A 15965-nucleotide genomic window follows, 5' to 3' on the forward strand; every position below is an offset into this window, starting at 1 on the left:
GTGTTAGGCCTGCCGCCAGCGTTCAATCTGAGCCATGATCAAACTCTTCAATTTAAAAGTTTGATGCTCAATGAATTAAACTTCGTAATGAATTACGTGTTCACTCGTTGAGACTTGGTATTCATTTTTCGTCTGAAGACATTAAGAATCCATGTCACTTTGAGTGCCCACACAGATTGTCTGATAAATTGTTAAAGAGCAGTGCCGCTTCGTTTTCGCTGCGGCGCGGGGTGTGCATATTACGCTTTCCCGCTTCAGAGTCAAGCGTTTAATTTGCTTTTCTCTGCTGACCCGGCGGCGTGTGTGCCGTTGTTCCGTGTCAGTGGAGGCGCATTATAGGGAGTTATTCTGAAGTGACAAGAGGAAATTTAAAAAAAGTTTCCGTCCGTGTTTTTTTTCACCAATAGCGATGAAATCAAGCTACAAAGTGTTCTATTTGATGTATCTGCAACCACAATCACATTCACGGTGGCATACTTATCGACAAGAATCATTAAGGAATAAAAGCAATGCCATTGAGCGCACAACAGCTGGCAGCCCAAAAAAACCTGTCTTATGTGCTGGCAGAAAAGCTGGCTCAGCTGATTTTAGCGGGTAAATATGCCCCAGGTAGCATCCTGCCGGGTGAAATGGAGCTGGGCGAGCAGTTTGGCGTGAGTCGTACCGCCGTTCGCGAAGCAGTGAAAACCTTAACAGCAAAAGGCATGGTGCTACCGCGTCCGCGCATTGGCACGCGGGTAATGCCACAAAGCAACTGGAACTTCCTCGATCAGGAACTTCTCTCCTGGTGGATGACAGAAGACAACTTCAATCAGGTCGTCGAACACTTTCTGGTAATGCGCAGCAGTCTTGAGCCGCAGGCCTGCCTGCTTGCCGCCACGCTCGGGACAGCCGAACAAAAAGCCCAGCTCAACACCTTAATGGAAGAGATGGTGTTCCTGAAAAAGCACTTCAACCGCGAGCGCTGGGTTGAGGTCGATATGGCCTGGCATGAACATATCTATATGATGAGCGCCAATCCGTTCCTTACCTCTTTTGCTTCTTTATTCCATTCGGTGTACCACACCTACTTTACCTCTATTACTCAGGACGAAGTGGTGAAGCTGGATCTGCATCAGGCCATTGTCGATGCCATTCAGGAGAGCGACGGGCAACGAGCCCTGAGCGCGTGCCAGGCGTTACTGGCCGCGCCAACCCACCAGCAGGTGAATAAATGACAAAGAAAAAAGCACGCAGCATGGCCGGGCTGCCGTGGATTGCAGCCATGGCGTTCTTTATGCAGGCACTGGATGCCACCATCCTCAACACCGCACTTCCCGCCATTGCGCAAAGCCTTAACCGATCGCCGCTGGCGATGCAGTCCGCCATCATCAGTTACACCCTGACGGTTGCAATGTTGATCCCGGTGAGCGGCTGGCTGGCCGATCGCTTCGGCACCCGTCGCGTATTTATGTTGGCCGTAACGCTCTTTACGCTCGGTTCGCTGGCCTGTGCATTATCATCCTCTCTGACCGAACTGGTTATCTTCCGCGTTCTGCAGGGAATTGGCGGCGCGATGATGATGCCCGTGGCGCGCCTAGCACTTTTGCGCGCCTATCCGCGCAGTGAATTGCTTCCCGTGCTCAACTTCGTCACCATGCCCGGCCTGGTCGGTCCTATACTTGGCCCGGTGCTGGGCGGTGTGTTTGTCACCTGGGCCAGCTGGCACTGGATCTTCCTGATTAATATTCCAATTGGCGTAGCGGGGCTGCTGTATGCCCGCAAATATATGCCGAACTTCACCACGCCAAGACGCAGTTTCGATATGGGTGGTTTTTTCCTGTTTGGTCTGAGCCTGGTATTGTTCTCCAGCGGGATGGAGCTGTTTGGTGAGAAGATAGTGGCAACATGGCTTGCGCTGGCTGTCATTCTTGGCGGTATTTTGCTGTTCCTTCTTTATATACGTCATGCACGCCGTCACCCGACACCGCTGATTTCGCTGTCTCTCTTTAATACGCGCACTTTCTCGGTAGGTATCGCGGGGAACATTGCTTCGCGCCTGGGGACGGGCTGCGTACCGTTTTTGATGCCTCTGATGCTGCAGGTCGGTTTCGGCTATCCGGCCCTGATAGCCGGCTGCATGATGGCGCCCACGGCAATGGGCTCAATTCTGGCCAAATCAACCGTCACGCAGGTGCTGCGCTGGTTTGGCTATCGGAAGACGCTGGTTGGCGTAACGGTCTTTATCGGGCTGATGATTGCGCAGTTCTCGCTACAATCTGCCTCGCTTCCCGTCTGGATGCTGATCCTGCCGCTGTTTGTGCTGGGTATGGCAATGTCAACGCAGTTCACGTCGATGAACACGATTACTCTCGCGGATCTGACTGACGACAACGCCAGTAGTGGCAACAGCGTGCTGGCGGTGACTCAACAGTTATCAATCAGCCTTGGGGTGGCTGTCAGTGCCGCGGTACTGCGGTTCTATGAAGGTTTTGACAGCGCGAACACCGTCGAGCAGTTCCACTATACCTTTATCACGATGGGCGTACTTACCGTCGTTTCAGCGCTGGTCTTTATGCTGTTAAAACCGAAAGATGGTCGAAACCTGATTAAAGAACGCCACAAAACAAAAGCTAAACCGAACCCCGTTCCATCAGAACAGGAGTAAGCTGCAGACGTTGCTGCTGCAGCGTGGGCTGCGCCATTCGGTGGATTAATACATCAATGGCCAGCTCACCCAGTTCATCTTTTGGCTGATGGATCGTGGTCAGCGGCGGGGTCATGTAGCTGGCCAGTTCGATATCATCGTAGCCAATCACCGCCATATCGTCAGGAATACGCAATCCCGCCTGGTACAACGCCTTATATGCCCCAAACGCCATGGCATCATTGCCAATAAAGACGGCCTGCGGGCGCGGTGTCTGCGCCAGCAATGTCTGCATCGCCTCGAAACCGCCCTGAAATTCAAAATCGCCGGTAATACGGTAACCCTCCGGAACCGCGAGTCCCGCCCGAGCCATCGCGGAAAGGTACCCCTCCAGACGCAGACGCGCCGGGGTTTTATCCAGCGGGCCAGTAATGCAGGCGATGCGGGTATGGCCTTTGTCGATCAGATACTGGGTTGCCATATCTCCGCCCAGCAGGGAGTTATCCTGAATCAGATCGCTGGTCCCGTCGAACGGCGCCCAGTCCATCATCACCGTGGGGATAGACGGATAACGCTGAATGATCTCTTTCGAGGGTTGATGCGTTTCGGTACACAGCAGCAGTAACCCGTCGACGCGTTTTTGCATCAGCGTCTCCAGATTACGGTTCATACGCTGCTCATCCCCTTCGGTATTGCACAGCACCAGACTGTAGCCGCGTTCGAAGCAGCTGCGTTCCACCCCGCGGACAAGTTCAGAATAAAAGGGATTCGTACTGGCGGTGATCAGCATGCCAATGGTGCGTGTCTGGTTGAGCTTCAGGCTGCGGGCCAGCGCAGACGGCGCATAGTTGAGATCTTTCACTGCGGCTTCGACTTTCTCCCGAATCGCCTCGCTGACGAAGCGATCGTTATTAATGACGTGGGAGACTGTCGACGTAGAAACGCCCGCCAGGCGGGCGACATCTTTCATTGTGGCCAAGCGTTACCCCTGCTGACTTAAGAATTCATCGATCTCTTTACGCCACGGAACGGAGGGCTGGGCACCTTTGCGCGTGACGGCGATAGCCGCAGCAGCATGCGCAAAGCGGATAGCATCATCCATTCCCTTTCCTTCCAGCAGCGCTGTCACCAATGCTCCGTTAAACGTATCGCCTGCCGCGATAGTGTCAATCGCCTTGACCTTAAAGCCCGGCACGCGACGGCCTTCGCCGTTTACGCTTGCCCACACGCCGCGGCTACCGAGGGTAATGATAACGGTGCCGATGCCTTTATCGTGCAGCGCTTTCGCGGCACGTGCTGCGTCATCATCATTTTCAACACCAATGCCCGTCAGTTTTTCCGCTTCGGTTTCGTTCGGTGTAATGATGTCCACCCGCGCCAGCAGTTCGTCTGATAATACACGGGCAGGCGCAGGATTAAGTACGACAGTGGTATGATTTTGATGCGCAATGTCAGCGGCCGCCAGTACGCTTTCTACGGGCGATTCCAGCTGCATCAGTAACGCGTCGGCATTAGCGATAAGCTCGCGCTGTGCTTCAACGCGGTCCGTCGTAAGACGGGCATTCGCGCCTGCATGAATACCGATGACATTCTCACCTTCCGCATTGACGAAAATCAGCGCCACGCCGGTCGATTCCCCTGCAACAACGCTGACTGGCGCAACATCGATGTTATCGCTGGCGAGCTGTTTACGCACGCGCTCACCGGTATCGTCATCACCTGTACAGGCGATAAACGCGATATTTGCCCCACTGCGTCCTGCTGCAACCGCCTGGTTGGCACCTTTACCGCCAAATGCCACCTGATAATGGTTGCCGGTAACGGTTTCGCCCGGCGTCGGGAAGGATTCAAGGTTAAGAATGTGATCGGCATTGATACTGCCAAGGACGACGAGGTTGCCTGCGGTTTTCATGGTTGAGCTGTCCATCTGAGAGCGCCACCGGTGTTACCCGGTGGCGTATGCCACACTTTTCTTTATTGGTGTCCCTCAGGCAGCCAGCGACTGCCTGAATCGCCTTTTTACTGCTTGATGACCAGTTTCAGGTCAACTGGATATTTAGCCTGAACTTTTTCGCCCTTCAGCACTTTGTCAGCAGTCTGCACGCCAGTCGCGCCGATCTGCTCAGGCAGCTGAGCGATGGTCGCCGCCAGTTTGCCATCATTTACCGCTTTTTCACCATCTGGTGTGCCGTCAAATCCGACAACCATCACATCAGATTTACCTGCAGTCTGCAGGGCACGCAGTGCGCCGAGCGCCATTTCGTCGTTCTGTGCGAACACCGCCTGCACGTCTGGGTGCGCGGTCAGCAGGTTCTGCATGACGTTCAGACCTTTAGTACGGTCGAAGTCAGCAGGCTGGCTGGCCAGGACGTTAAATTTGTGAGCCGCAACCGCCTGCTGGAAACCTTCGCCACGTTCGCGGGCTGCGGACGTACCGGCAATACCCTGCAGTTCGATAACTTTCGCGCCTTCACCTGCTTTCTTCGCGATGTAGTCACCCGCGATTTTACCGCCCAGCACGTTATCAGACGCAATGTGGCTCACAACGTCGCCTTTCGTTGCCTGACGGTCCAGGGTGATCACCGGGATCTTCGCCTGGTTTGCCATCTTCACGGCGTTACCCACCGCGTCAGAATCGGTTGGGTTGATCAGCAGAATTTTAGTGCCGCGAACGGTTAAGTCCTGCACGTTAGCCAGCTCTTTCGCCGGGTTGTTCTGTGAATCCAGCACCACCAGGTTGTAGCCCAGTTTGTCGGCTTCTTTCTGTGCGCCATCCTTCAGGGAGACGAAGAACGGGTTGTTCAGCGTGGAGATAACCAGCGCGATGGTGTCTTTCGCCATAGCGTTAGCACTTACGGTTGCGCTCAGCGCGACAGCAGAAACCAGGGTAGCCAGTTTTTTCATGTTCATATCTAAGATGTCCTGTAGTGTCGTCAGTTACTGTTTTTTGTTGTCTACCAGGACCGCCAGCAAAATCACCACTGCTTTAACGATCATCTGGTAATAGGAGGAAACACCTAACAAATTCAAACCATTATTCAGGAAACCGAGAATCAGTGCGCCGATCAATGTCCCAACAATGCGACCTTTACCGCCCGCAAGACTCGTACCGCCCAGAACCACTGCCGCAATGGCATCCAGCTCATACCCCGTACCCGCCGTTGGCTGCGCGGAAGAGAGGCGCGCCACTTCGATGATGCCCGCCAGAGAGGCCAGCAAACCGCACAGTGAGTAAACGATAATTTTAACTTTGTTGACGCTGATACCGGACAGACGCGTTGCCGCTTCGTTACCGCCCAGTGCATAAATATAGCGGCCCAGACGCGTGTGGTGCAGCATGTACCACGCCGCCAGGAAGACGATGGCCATGATCCAGACCGGCGTCGGGATACCCAGCGGGCGACCGATACCGAACCAGCCAAACAGATCGGCGTTGTCCGTAAAGCCGGTGTTAACCGGGCTGCCGTTGGTATACACCATGGTGACTCCGCGCAGCAGCAGCATCATGACCAGCGTCGCAATAAACGCCTGAACACGACCTTTCGCCACAATAACCCCGGTGACAGCACCAATTGCCGCACCCAGCGCCAGCGCAGCGGCAACGGCCACCAGCGCGTTGACCTCAATCCCGACGATTGAAGCAGCAACCGCACCGGTGAGCGCCAGCAGAGAACCGACGGACAGATCGATACCCGATGTCAGGATCACCAGCGTCATCCCGACCGCCATAATGGCGTTCACGGAGGTCTGCTGAAGAATGTTGAACAGGTTATTAACGGTGAAGAAATTGGGGCTCATGGTCGACACAATCGCGATCAGCACCAGCAGGGCAATCAGCGATTTTTGTTCCATCAGCCATGCCTTTGTGAAATAACGGCGACCAGAAACAGCCTGGGTAGTCATCTTCTTACTCCTGATTCACGCGATTAAGCTTGCCCACAGCGGCAGCCATCAGAACTTCCTGGGTGGCCTGCTCGCGAGTGAATTCACCGCCGAGATGCCCTTCATGCATGACGATAATGCGATCGCTCATGCCTAATACCTCTGGCATCTCGGAAGAGACCAGAATGATGCTCAGACCGTCGGCCTTGAACTGGTTAATCAGCTGATAGATCTCTTTTTTGGCCCCTACGTCCACACCGCGGGTAGGTTCATCAAGGATCAACACTTTCGGGCGCGTCATCAGCCCGCGTGCAATCGCCACTTTCTGTTGATTACCGCCGGACAGCAGGCCAATCGCCTGTTCCATCGAGGGGGTTTTCACATTAAAGAGGCGGATAAAATCGCTGACTGCCTGCTGTTCATCTTTATGTTTCAGGCTGCCGCCGCTGCGGCTGAAATAGCGCAGGGCGGTAAGAGACATGTTCTCTTTCACCGACATGCCCAGCACTAAGCCGTCGCGCTTACGGTCTTCGGAGATATAAACAATACCATTAGCCAGGCCATCCTGCGGAGAGCGCGTCACCACTTCATGCCCGTCGAGAGTGACATAACCGCTGGATCGCGGCAGCGCACCGTACAGCACTTTCATCAGCTCGGTACGGCCGGCACCCATTAGCCCTGCCACGCCAAGAATTTCCCCTTTGCGCAGGGTAAAGGAGACATTATCCACGCCCGGGCCACAGAGATTATCCACCTTCAGGCGGATTTCACCCGGTGCTTTGTCGAGGTGCGGGTATTGATCTTCGAGCTTGCGTCCCACCATCATTTCGATAAGCGTATCTTCCGTCAGCGATGCCACTTCACGCTCGGCAATAAACTGCCCGTCGCGGAAGACGGTAACGTCGTCGCAGATCTCGAAAATCTCTTTCATACGGTGAGAGATATAGACAATTCCACGTCCCTGCGATTTCAGCTCGCGGATGACGCGGAACAGGGATTCGGTTTCGGTATCGGTCAGGGCGTCCGTCGGTTCATCCATAATGATGACCTTCGACTCAAAGCTCAGCACTTTCGCGATCTCCACCATCTGCTGGTCGCCAATGGAAAGTTCGCCCACCAGACGGTCGCTTTTGAAGCGCAGGTTGAGCTTCGCCAGCAGCTTATCCGCTTCGGCATACATCGTTTTCCAGTCAATTTTGCCAAACCGGTTAACAAATTCGCGGCCAAGGAAGATGTTCTCCGCAATAGTGAGCTGCGGGATCAGGTTCAGTTCCTGGTGAATAATGCCGATCCCCGCTTCCTGCGAGGCTTTTGGACCGCTGAAGGTGGTCTCTTTACCCAGCCACAAAAGTGAACCGGCATCGCGTTGATAGATACCGGTCAGCACTTTCATCATGGTGGATTTGCCGGCGCCATTCTCGCCCACCAGCGCCATTACGCGTCCGGCATAAACGTTCAGCGCCGCGCCAGAAAGGGCTTTTACGCCCGGGAACGATTTATCGATCCCTTTAAGTTGCAGTAATGCGTCCATGATGGCCTCAGAAGGTGACGCCAGCACAGAGAATGATATTCGCATACGGGGAACACTCCCCGCTGCGAATCACCGCCTGACTGTCTGCGGTTTGTTGTTTGAACTGTTCGTGCGTTGTGTAACGAATTTCTATGGTGTTTCCCTGGTGTTGTTGCAGTTGCTCAATGTGATTGAGCAACGTTTCGTGGAGTTGCGGATTATGTTGTTTAATTTCCGTCGCGAGAATGGCCACCTCAACCTGCATCTCCGCGGTCACTACATCCAGTACCTGCATAAACGAGGGCACGCCCTGCGTTAACGCCATATCAATACGGGTTGTGTTGCGCGGAACCGGTAAGCCTGCATCGCAAACCACCAGCGTATCGGTATGCCCAAGACGGGAAATAACCGACGAGATTTCTGAGTTGAGAACTGTGCCTTTCTTCATTTTCTTGCTCCACTAGCGAAACGTTTCGCTGAAATCAGTTTAGTCTTAAGAGTGTTCAGAAAACCACCATGACGTAACAGAATTGTGATCGGTGTCGAAACGTTTCGCTAAGTGAAATGAGACGTAAATTTTGGCGGGAATATTGAGTATGAATAGGCCGGGTAAGCGAAGCGCTACCCGGCATTTTAAGAAGCTTAAATCTCGACCTGGGTTCCCAGTTCAATCACGCGATTAGGCGGGATCTCAAACTGGTCCGGCGCACGCAGGGCGTTTCGCTGCAGAATAAGATACAGCTTGCCGCGCAGGCGCAGATACCACGGACGTTTACCGATAATCAGCGACTCATGCGACATAAAGAACGATGTTTCCATCATGCGGCAGCTTAAGCCTTCCAGACCGCAGCGGTGGAAGACCTCTTCCACGTTCGGCGTCTCACGCCAGCCGTAGCTCGCCACCACACGCCAGAAGGTTGGCGACAGTTGCTCAATTTGAACACGGCGCACATTGTGAACATACGGTGCATCTTCGGTGCGCAGGGTCAGCAGGATAACCCGCTCATGCAGTACCTTGTTGTGCTTGAGGTTATGCATCAATGCGAACGGAATAACGTTCAACGCACGGGACATATACACCGCCGTGCCCGGTACGCGAACCGGTGGGGATTTCTCCAGCGAGGCAATCATCGCCTCCAGGGAGTTTCCGTGTTCATGCATACGACGCAGCAGACGGAAACGCTCGCTTTTCCACGTGGTCATCACAATGAACATCAACAGACCAAGCGTCAGCGGCAGCCAACCGCCGGAGACAATCTTATCGAGGTTTGCCGAGAACAGCGGTACGTCGATGCACAGGAAGCCCACCAGAATCATCGCCACGAGGAACTTGTTCCAGTGCCAGTTTCGGTACGCCACCGTGGTGGAAAGAAGCGATGTCAGCACCATGGTGCCTGTTACCGCAATACCGTACGCCGCGGCCAGGTTGCTGGAGTGCTCAAAGCTGACGATCACGATCACCACAGCAAAATAGAGCAGCCAGTTAACAAACGGGATGTAGATCTGGCCCGATTCCATCTCTGAGGTATGGATGATACGCATGGGAGAGAGATACCCCAGACGCACGGCCTGGCGCGTCAGAGAGAACACGCCGGAAATGACCGCCTGAGATGCGATAACGGTGGCCAGCGTAGCCAGAATAAGCATCGGCACCAGCGCCCAATCCGGGGCCAGCAGGAAGAAGGGGTTTTTAATCGCTTCCGGGTTTTTCAGCAGCAGCGCCCCCTGCCCGAAGTAGTTCAATACAAGCGATGGCAGGACAACTAAAAACCACGCCAAGCGAATCGGCAGTTTGCCGAAGTGCCCCATATCTGCATACAGCGCTTCAACACCGGTAATAGAGAGCACAACGGCGCCGAGCGCCACGAAGGAAACGACTTTGTATTCAAGGAAGAAATGGATAGCCCAGTATGGGTTCAGCGCCTGCAGAACCTCCGGGTTGCCAATAACTCCGCGCAAACCGAGCGCCGCCAGAATCAGGAACCAGGCCAGCATAATCGGTGCGAACAGTTTCCCCACCAGCCCGGTACCGTGCTTCTGGATAATAAACAGCAACGTCAGAACGATTATCGCCAGCGGAACCACCCACGTATCAAGCTGCGGTGCGATAATCTCAAGCCCCTCAATCGCCGAAAGCACCGAGATAGCAGGCGTGATGACCACTTCCCCATAGAAGAAGCTGCCACCAATCAGGCCAATAATAACCAGTACCGATGTCATTCTGGCCGAGGTGTTGCGCCCCGCAAGGGACATCAGGGTCAGGATCCCCCCCTCACCTGCGTTATCTGCACGCATCACAAAGGAGAGGTATTTAACAGAAACCACCAGGATCAGCAGCCAGAAGATGAGGGACAGGAAGCCAAATACGGCATCGCGTTCAACACCAAAGCCAAACTGGCCGGACAGACATTCACGAAGCGTATAAAGCGGGCTGGTGCCGATATCACCGTAGACAACCCCGATCGCCGCAAGCGTAATTGCGGGTAATGATTGCTTATTATCAGTGCTCATAGACTAGTCTTTTCGTTTAAATAACAAATGTGTTCCTGTTCCCTTGGTCCACAAAAAGCGCACAGTATGCACGATTCGTTGCAAAATCGAACCCCTAAATGCAACCGCATTAATGTAGCGCAAAGAAAATTGCGCCGCACTTCAGCCTATTACCAGCCCTGACTGAAACGTCTATACTCGCTTCAATTAGCCGCCACGACGGCGAAAGGATGCAAAAACTATTATGGCTCACTCACATTTATTAGCAGAAAGAATTTCCCGTCTCAGCAGCGCACTGGAGAAAGGTCTTTTCGAACGTAGTCACGCCATCCGCCTCTGTTTACTGGCGGCGTTGAGCGGTGAAAGCGTATTTCTGCTTGGCCCGCCGGGCATTGCCAAAAGCTTGATTGCCCGTAGGCTGAAATTTGCCTTTCAGAATGCACGCGCCTTCGAATACCTGATGACCCGCTTTTCCACCCCTGAAGAGGTTTTCGGCCCGCTGTCCATCCAGGCGCTGAAAGATGAGGGGCGTTATCAACGCCTTACCGAGGGGTATCTGCCGGAAGCAGAGATTGTTTTTCTCGATGAGATCTGGAAAGCGGGACCGGCCATTCTGAATACCCTGCTCACGGCGATTAACGAACGCCGGTTCCGTAACGGCGCCAGCGAAGAAAAAATCCCGATGCGCCTGCTGGTGGCCGCCTCGAACGAACTTCCCGAGGCCGACAGCAGCCTTGAAGCGCTGTATGACCGCATGCTGATCCGCCTGTGGCTGGACAAAGTGCAGGATAAATCGAACTTCCGCTCCATGCTGACCAGCCAGCAGGATGAAAATGAAAACCCGGTAGCCGCTTCACTGCAGGTCACGGACGAGGAGTATCAGCAGTGGCAGGTGGATATCGGCAAAATCACACTGCCGGACGCGGTGTTTGAGTTGATCTACCAGCTCCGTCAGCAGCTTGATCTCCTTCCTTCTGCACCTTATGTTTCCGACCGTCGCTGGAAAAAAGCAATTCGTCTGCTGCAGGCCAGCGCCCTGTTCAGCGGGCGCGACGCGGTTGCCCCTATCGATCTGATCCTGCTGAAAGACTGCCTCTGGCACGATGCCGAAGGGATGAATCTGATGCAGCAGCAGCTTGAAATATTGATGACCGGACACGCCTGGGGCCAGCAATCAATGCTCAACCAGCTTGGGGCGATAGCCCAACGGCGCATTCAGCTACAGCAGCAGCAAAGTGATAAAACCGCGCTGAAGGTGAACCGTCTTGGCGGCATGTTCGCCCGTAAACCGCACTACGAACTGCCCGCTGAGCTGACCAGCCCAACGCTGACGCTGCTTCTCCAGCAGCCGCTTAAACTCCATGACATGCAGGTGGTGCACATTACGCTTGAGCGTGACGCGCTGGCCCAGTGGCTTGATAAGGGCGGAGAGATCCGCGGTAAGCTTAACGGTATAGGCTTTGCACAGCCGCTGAATATGGAAGTGGACAGCAGTCAGCACCTGGTGATCCGCGACGTAAGCCTGCAGGGGTCACGCCTTGCCCTCCCGGGAAGCGCCTCTGACAGCGTACCGGAAGAGATCACGCAGCAGCTGGAGGCGCTGGATACCGAATGGCATCAGCAGCATACGCGCTTCAGCGAACAGCAAAAGTGCCTCTTTATTCACAGCGACTGGTTAGGTCGCATTGAAGCCAGCCTGCAGGATGTGAGCGCGCAGATCAAACAGGCTCGTCAATGCTAACGCTGGATACGCTTAACGTCATGCTGGCCGTCAGCGAAGATGGGTTGATCGAAGAGGTGATTATTACTCTTCTGGCGTCTCCTCAGCTGGCGGCTTTTTTTGAAAAATTCCCGAAGCTAAAAAAAGCGATGACGGACGATCTCCCGCGCTGGCGGGACAACCTGCGACAGCGGTTTAAAGAGACCGAAGTGCCACAGGAGTTAACCGAAGAGGTGGCCTGCTATCAGCAGTGCCAGCGGCTTTCCACGTCGCAGTTTATTGTTCAGATCCCGCAAACCCTGACGTTACTCGATAAAGTACACTCCCCATTTGCCAGCCAGGCCCGGGCGCTGGTCACCGATAACGCCACCTTCACCCCCGCCTTACACACACTCTTTTTACAGCGCTGGCGCCTCAGCCTTGTGGTTCAGGCCACGACGCTGAACCAGCAGCTGCTGGATGAAGAGCGTGAACAATTGCTCAGCGAAGTTCAGGAACGCATGACCTTAAGCGGTCAGCTGGAGCAGGTACTGGTAGAAAATGAAAACGCCGCCGGACGTCTCTGGGATATGAGTGCAGGCCAAATCAGGCGTGGGGATTATCAGCTGATTGTCCGGTATGGTGATTTCCTGGCGCAGCAGCCCGAGCTAATGAAGCTTGCGGAACAGCTGGGTCGCTCAAGGGAGGCTAAATCGGTCCCAAAGAAGGATGCCCCGATGGAAACCTTCCGCACCCTGGTGCGGGAACCGGCCACCGTGCCGGAACAGGTGGATGGGCTCCAGCAAAGCGATGACATTTTACGCCTGCTGCCTACGGAGCTGAGCACGCTCGGGATGACCGAGCTGGAATATGAGTTTTATCGTCGGCTGGTGGAAAAACAGCTTCTGACCTATCGCCTGCATGGCGAAGCCTGGCGCGAAAAAATCAGCCAACGTCCGGTGGTCCATCAGGATTTTGATGAGCAACCGCGCGGCCCATTTATTGTTTGTGTGGATACATCTGGATCGATGGGCGGTTTCAACGAACAGTGTGCCAAAGCGTTCTGCCTGGCGCTGATGCGCGTGGCGCTCGCTGACCGGCGTCGCTGCTTTATCATGCTCTTTTCCAGCGAAGTGGTCAGCTATGAGCTGACCCATCAGCAGGGTATTGAGCAGGCGATCCGCTTTTTAAGCCAGCGTTTTCGCGGCGGTACCGATCTGGCCAGCTGTTTTCGCAGCATTGTGGAACGTATGCAGGGCGGCGACTGGTACGACGCTGACGCGGTGGTGATTTCCGATTTTATTGCCCAGCGGCTGCCGGATGACGTGGTGAATAAAGTGAAGGAGTTACAGCGGGTGCATCAGCACCGTTTCCACGCAGTGGCGATGTCCGCCCATGGAAAACCCGGCATCATGCGCATCTTCGATCATATCTGGCGCTTTGATACCGGGTTGCGTAGCCGCCTGCTCAGGCGCTGGCAGCGTTAATTACAGAAGCGAGCTGACGCTTTCACGTACCTGCTGCGGCCAGACACCACACTGCACCTGACCAATATGCGACAGTTGCAGCAGCAGCATGGTCAGACGGGACTGGCCGATGCCGCCGCCAATGGTCTGTGGCATCTCTCCGCGCAGCAGCGCCTGGTGCCATTCCAGCGTGAGACGATCTTCATCACCGGTCACCGCCAGCTGGCGTTTCAGCGCATCAGCATCCACGCGGATCCCCATTGAGGAGAGTTCAAACGCATCTTCCAGCACGGGGTTCCAGACCAGAATATCGCCGTTCAGTCCAGCAAATTCGCCCTCGCTCATGGTGCTCCAGTCATCATAATCCGGTGCACGAACATCATGACGTTTGCCATCCGACAGCTTACCGCCGATCCCCATCAGGAAGACGGCACCCAGTTCTTTAGCGATCGCACGTTCACGACCTTTAGCATCCAGATCCGGGAAACGACTCAGCAACTCCTGGCTGTGAACAAAGTGGATCGATTCCGGCAGGAACGGTGCCAGACCAAACTCTTTGCTTACGGCCGCTTCGGTCGCTTTGATCCCGGCGTAGATCGCCTCAACGGTGGATTTCAGCGTGCCGACATGGCGCTCGCCATCACCCATTACGCGCTCCCAGTCCCACTGGTCAACGTAAACAGAGTGAATGGCAGACAGGCGGTCTTCATCGGGGCGGAGGGCTTTCATGTGCGTGTAGAGTCCTTCGCCCGCGCTGAAGTCGTGCTGTCCCAGGGTTTGACGCTTCCACTTCGCGAGGGAATGAACCACTTCGAACTGGGCGTCTGGCAGTGTTTTCACTTTCACCTGCACCGCTTTTTCGCATCCGGACAAGTTATCCTGCGTCCCATCACCCACGCGGCTGAGAATCGGTGCCTGAACTTCAATCAGACCCAGCTTCTCTTCCAGCTGGCGGGAAAAATGGGATTTAACGAAACTGATCTGGCGTTGTTTTGCGATATAAGCGGTTTTCATTATTTATACTCCTGCGTCCTGTTGGTATTGATTAAGCAACAGAAAAGGCATTCAATTCAATAATCAAACAACAAAAAGCCACCTTCACTTTTGATTCGTTAAAATTTAACGCTAGAATAGAGTGATTCATTAATCTTCATAAGAAAAAGCTATGGAAAATTATCAGATCGATAATCTGGACCGCGGCATCCTGGAGGCGTTAATGGCCAATGCCCGTACCGCCTATGCCGAACTGGCGAAGCAGTTTGGCGTCAGCCCGGGGACGATTCACGTTCGTGTAGAGAAGATGAAACAGGCGGGGATCATTACCGGGGCACGTATCGATGTCAGCCCAAAACAGCTGGGCTATGACGTCTGCTGCTTTATTGGCATTATTCTTAAAAGCGCAAAAGATTATCCTTCCGCGCTGGCGAAGCTGAACGCGCTCGATGAAGTCACAGAGGCGTACTACACCACCGGCCACTACAGCATCTTTATCAAGGTGATGTGTCGATCCATAGATGCCCTGCAGCAGGTACTTATCAACAAGATCCAAACAATCGATGAAATTCAGTCCACCGAGACGTTGATCTCCCTGCAAAACCCGATCATGCGTACCATTCGCCCCTGATCGGGCAAATCCATACCCACATTTTCCACAGGTAGATCCCAGCCCGTTCACAGCGTACAATGGCCCCCTCTTTATCTGAGCGAGCGATCAATGGCGGACATTACCCTTATCAGTGGCAGCACCCTTGGCGGCGCGGAATATGTAGCGGAACATCTGGCTGAGAAGCTGGAGGATGCGGGATTTTCCACACAAACGCTGCACGGGCCTTTGCTTGAAGATCTCCCGACTGATGGGGTCTGGCTGGTGATCACCTCCACGCATGGCGCAGGCGATCTTCCGGATAACCTGCAACCTTTATATGACGAACTGCAGGAACAGCAGCCAGACCTGTCAAACGTGCGTTTTGGCGCAGTGGGTATTGGCAGCCGTGAATATGACACCTTCTGCGGTGCTATAGAGAAAGTGGAAGCCGCTGTCACCGCCTGCGGAGCTAAACAGGTGGGTGAAACGCTGAAGATCAACATCCTCGATCATGATATTCCGGAGGATCCGGCTGAGATCTGGCTGGGTGAATGGAAAAATTTACTCAAAAACGATTAAAGATCGCGCGAACAGATGTGGATAACTCTGGTTAAAAGCTCGTATTAAGCAGTAGTTATCCAAAGAACAACGTTGAAGTCGTTTTTGCCCTGTGTATAAAGTCGCGATCTGATCCCAGCTTATACGGG

The 15965-nt window shown here is 54.2% G+C and carries 14 protein-coding genes; 6 read left to right on the forward strand and 8 right to left on the reverse strand.

Going from position 1 to position 15965, the window contains the following annotated elements:
* Positions 1–509: 509 nt before the first annotated feature.
* Together APU11_RS19260 and mdtD are read left to right on the forward strand one after the other, a co-directional pair.
* A complete protein-coding gene (locus APU11_RS19260) occupies positions 510–1217 on the forward strand; it encodes a FadR/GntR family transcriptional regulator (RefSeq protein ID WP_058650927.1) in 708 nt (235 codons plus the stop codon).
* A complete protein-coding gene (gene mdtD / locus APU11_RS19265; RefSeq protein WP_020690262.1) occupies positions 1214–2647 on the forward strand; it encodes a multidrug transporter subunit MdtD in 1434 nt (477 codons plus the stop codon). Before APU11_RS19260 ends, mdtD begins: the two co-directional genes overlap by 4 nt.
* On the opposite strand, the gene rbsR is transcribed toward mdtD, so the two are convergent.
* The 7 genes from rbsR to kup all read right to left on the reverse strand — a co-directional run bounded on the left by rbsR (position 2613) and on the right by kup (position 10529).
* Entirely contained in the window at positions 2613–3605 is a 993-nt protein-coding gene (gene rbsR, locus APU11_RS19270; RefSeq protein WP_013099392.1) for a ribose operon transcriptional repressor RbsR, read from the reverse strand. The two genes, mdtD and rbsR, sit on opposite strands and share 35 nt — an antisense overlap.
* Positions 3606–3608: 3 nt before the next feature.
* Entirely contained in the window at positions 3609–4538 is a 930-nt protein-coding gene (gene rbsK / locus APU11_RS19275; protein ID WP_028028127.1) for a ribokinase, read from the reverse strand.
* Positions 4539–4645: 107 nt separating this feature from the next.
* Positions 4646–5536, reverse strand: coding sequence for a ribose ABC transporter substrate-binding protein RbsB (gene rbsB, locus APU11_RS19280; RefSeq protein ID WP_013099394.1), 891 nt, complete (start codon positions 5534–5536; stop codon positions 4646–4648).
* A 27-nt stretch (positions 5537–5563) separates the two neighbouring features.
* Positions 5564–6529: a ribose ABC transporter permease gene (rbsC, locus tag APU11_RS19285; protein ID WP_029883505.1), complete on the reverse strand. Its 966-nt coding sequence runs from the start codon at positions 6527–6529 to the stop codon at positions 5564–5566.
* A 4-nt stretch (positions 6530–6533) separates the two neighbouring features.
* The gene (rbsA, locus tag APU11_RS19290) at positions 6534–8039 is read right to left on the reverse strand and encodes a ribose ABC transporter ATP-binding protein RbsA (protein WP_020690258.1); all 1506 of its coding nucleotides are present in this window, start codon (positions 8037–8039) and stop codon (positions 6534–6536) included.
* A gap of 7 nt (positions 8040–8046) precedes the next feature.
* On the reverse strand, positions 8047–8466 hold the full coding sequence (gene rbsD, locus APU11_RS19295) for a D-ribose pyranase (protein WP_013099397.1): 420 nt from the start codon (positions 8464–8466) through the stop codon (positions 8047–8049).
* Between the two features lie 194 nt (positions 8467–8660).
* Complete coding sequence (gene kup, locus APU11_RS19300) at positions 8661–10529, reverse strand: low affinity potassium transporter Kup (protein ID WP_058650928.1); 1869 nt, start codon at positions 10527–10529, stop codon at positions 8661–8663.
* Between the two features lie 223 nt (positions 10530–10752).
* Between kup and ravA the strand changes: the two genes are divergently transcribed.
* The gene (gene ravA, locus APU11_RS19305; protein ID WP_013099399.1) at positions 10753–12249 is read left to right on the forward strand and encodes an ATPase RavA; all 1497 of its coding nucleotides are present in this window, start codon (positions 10753–10755) and stop codon (positions 12247–12249) included.
* Positions 12243–13694 carry an ATPase RavA stimulator ViaA gene (gene viaA, locus APU11_RS19310; protein ID WP_013099400.1) on the forward strand — a complete coding sequence of 484 codons (1452 nt, stop codon included), beginning with the start codon at positions 12243–12245 and terminating at the stop codon, positions 13692–13694. Before ravA ends, viaA begins: the two co-directional genes overlap by 7 nt.
* Here the strand turns inward: viaA and asnA are convergent, their stop codons facing one another.
* Positions 13695–14687, reverse strand: coding sequence for an aspartate--ammonia ligase (gene asnA / locus APU11_RS19315; protein ID WP_013099401.1), 993 nt, complete (start codon positions 14685–14687; stop codon positions 13695–13697).
* A 151-nt stretch (positions 14688–14838) separates the two neighbouring features.
* Here asnA and asnC point away from each other — a divergent pair, with 151 nt between their 5' ends.
* Together asnC and mioC are read left to right on the forward strand one after the other, a co-directional pair.
* Positions 14839–15297 carry a transcriptional regulator AsnC gene (asnC, locus tag APU11_RS19320; protein WP_008500198.1) on the forward strand — a complete coding sequence of 153 codons (459 nt, stop codon included), beginning with the start codon at positions 14839–14841 and terminating at the stop codon, positions 15295–15297.
* A gap of 90 nt (positions 15298–15387) precedes the next feature.
* The gene (gene mioC / locus APU11_RS19325) at positions 15388–15837 is read left to right on the forward strand and encodes an FMN-binding protein MioC (protein WP_013099402.1); all 450 of its coding nucleotides are present in this window, start codon (positions 15388–15390) and stop codon (positions 15835–15837) included.
* Positions 15838–15965 lie beyond the last annotated feature (128 nt).

The organism is Enterobacter sp. 50793107 (genome assembly GCF_001463365.1).
In the GTDB taxonomy this organism is placed as follows: Bacteria; Pseudomonadota; Gammaproteobacteria; order Enterobacterales; family Enterobacteriaceae; genus Enterobacter; species Enterobacter cloacae.

Excerpts from the sequence above, each read along its gene's own strand:
- rbsC (WP_029883505.1), bottom strand. The coding sequence starts at position 6,529 with ATGACTACCCAGGCTGTTTCTGGTCGCCGTTATTTCACAAAGGCATGG.
- ravA (WP_013099399.1), top strand. The coding sequence starts at position 10,753 with ATGGCTCACTCACATTTATTAGCAGAAAGAATTTCCCGTCTCAGCAGC.
- viaA (WP_013099400.1), top strand. The coding sequence starts at position 12,243 with ATGCTAACGCTGGATACGCTTAACGTCATGCTGGCCGTCAGCGAAGAT.
- rbsB (WP_013099394.1), bottom strand. The coding sequence starts at position 5,536 with ATGAACATGAAAAAACTGGCTACCCTGGTTTCTGCTGTCGCGCTGAGC.
- mioC (WP_013099402.1), top strand. The coding sequence starts at position 15,388 with ATGGCGGACATTACCCTTATCAGTGGCAGCACCCTTGGCGGCGCGGAA.
- mdtD (WP_020690262.1), top strand. The coding sequence starts at position 1,214 with ATGACAAAGAAAAAAGCACGCAGCATGGCCGGGCTGCCGTGGATTGCA.
- asnC (WP_008500198.1), top strand. The coding sequence starts at position 14,839 with ATGGAAAATTATCAGATCGATAATCTGGACCGCGGCATCCTGGAGGCG.
- APU11_RS19260 (WP_058650927.1), top strand. The coding sequence starts at position 510 with ATGCCATTGAGCGCACAACAGCTGGCAGCCCAAAAAAACCTGTCTTAT.
- rbsA (WP_020690258.1), bottom strand. The coding sequence starts at position 8,039 with ATGGACGCATTACTGCAACTTAAAGGGATCGATAAATCGTTCCCGGGC.
- asnA (WP_013099401.1), bottom strand. The coding sequence starts at position 14,687 with ATGAAAACCGCTTATATCGCAAAACAACGCCAGATCAGTTTCGTTAAA.
- rbsK (WP_028028127.1), bottom strand. The coding sequence starts at position 4,538 with ATGAAAACCGCAGGCAACCTCGTCGTCCTTGGCAGTATCAATGCCGAT.
- rbsD (WP_013099397.1), bottom strand. The coding sequence starts at position 8,466 with ATGAAGAAAGGCACAGTTCTCAACTCAGAAATCTCGTCGGTTATTTCC.
- kup (WP_058650928.1), bottom strand. The coding sequence starts at position 10,529 with ATGAGCACTGATAATAAGCAATCATTACCCGCAATTACGCTTGCGGCG.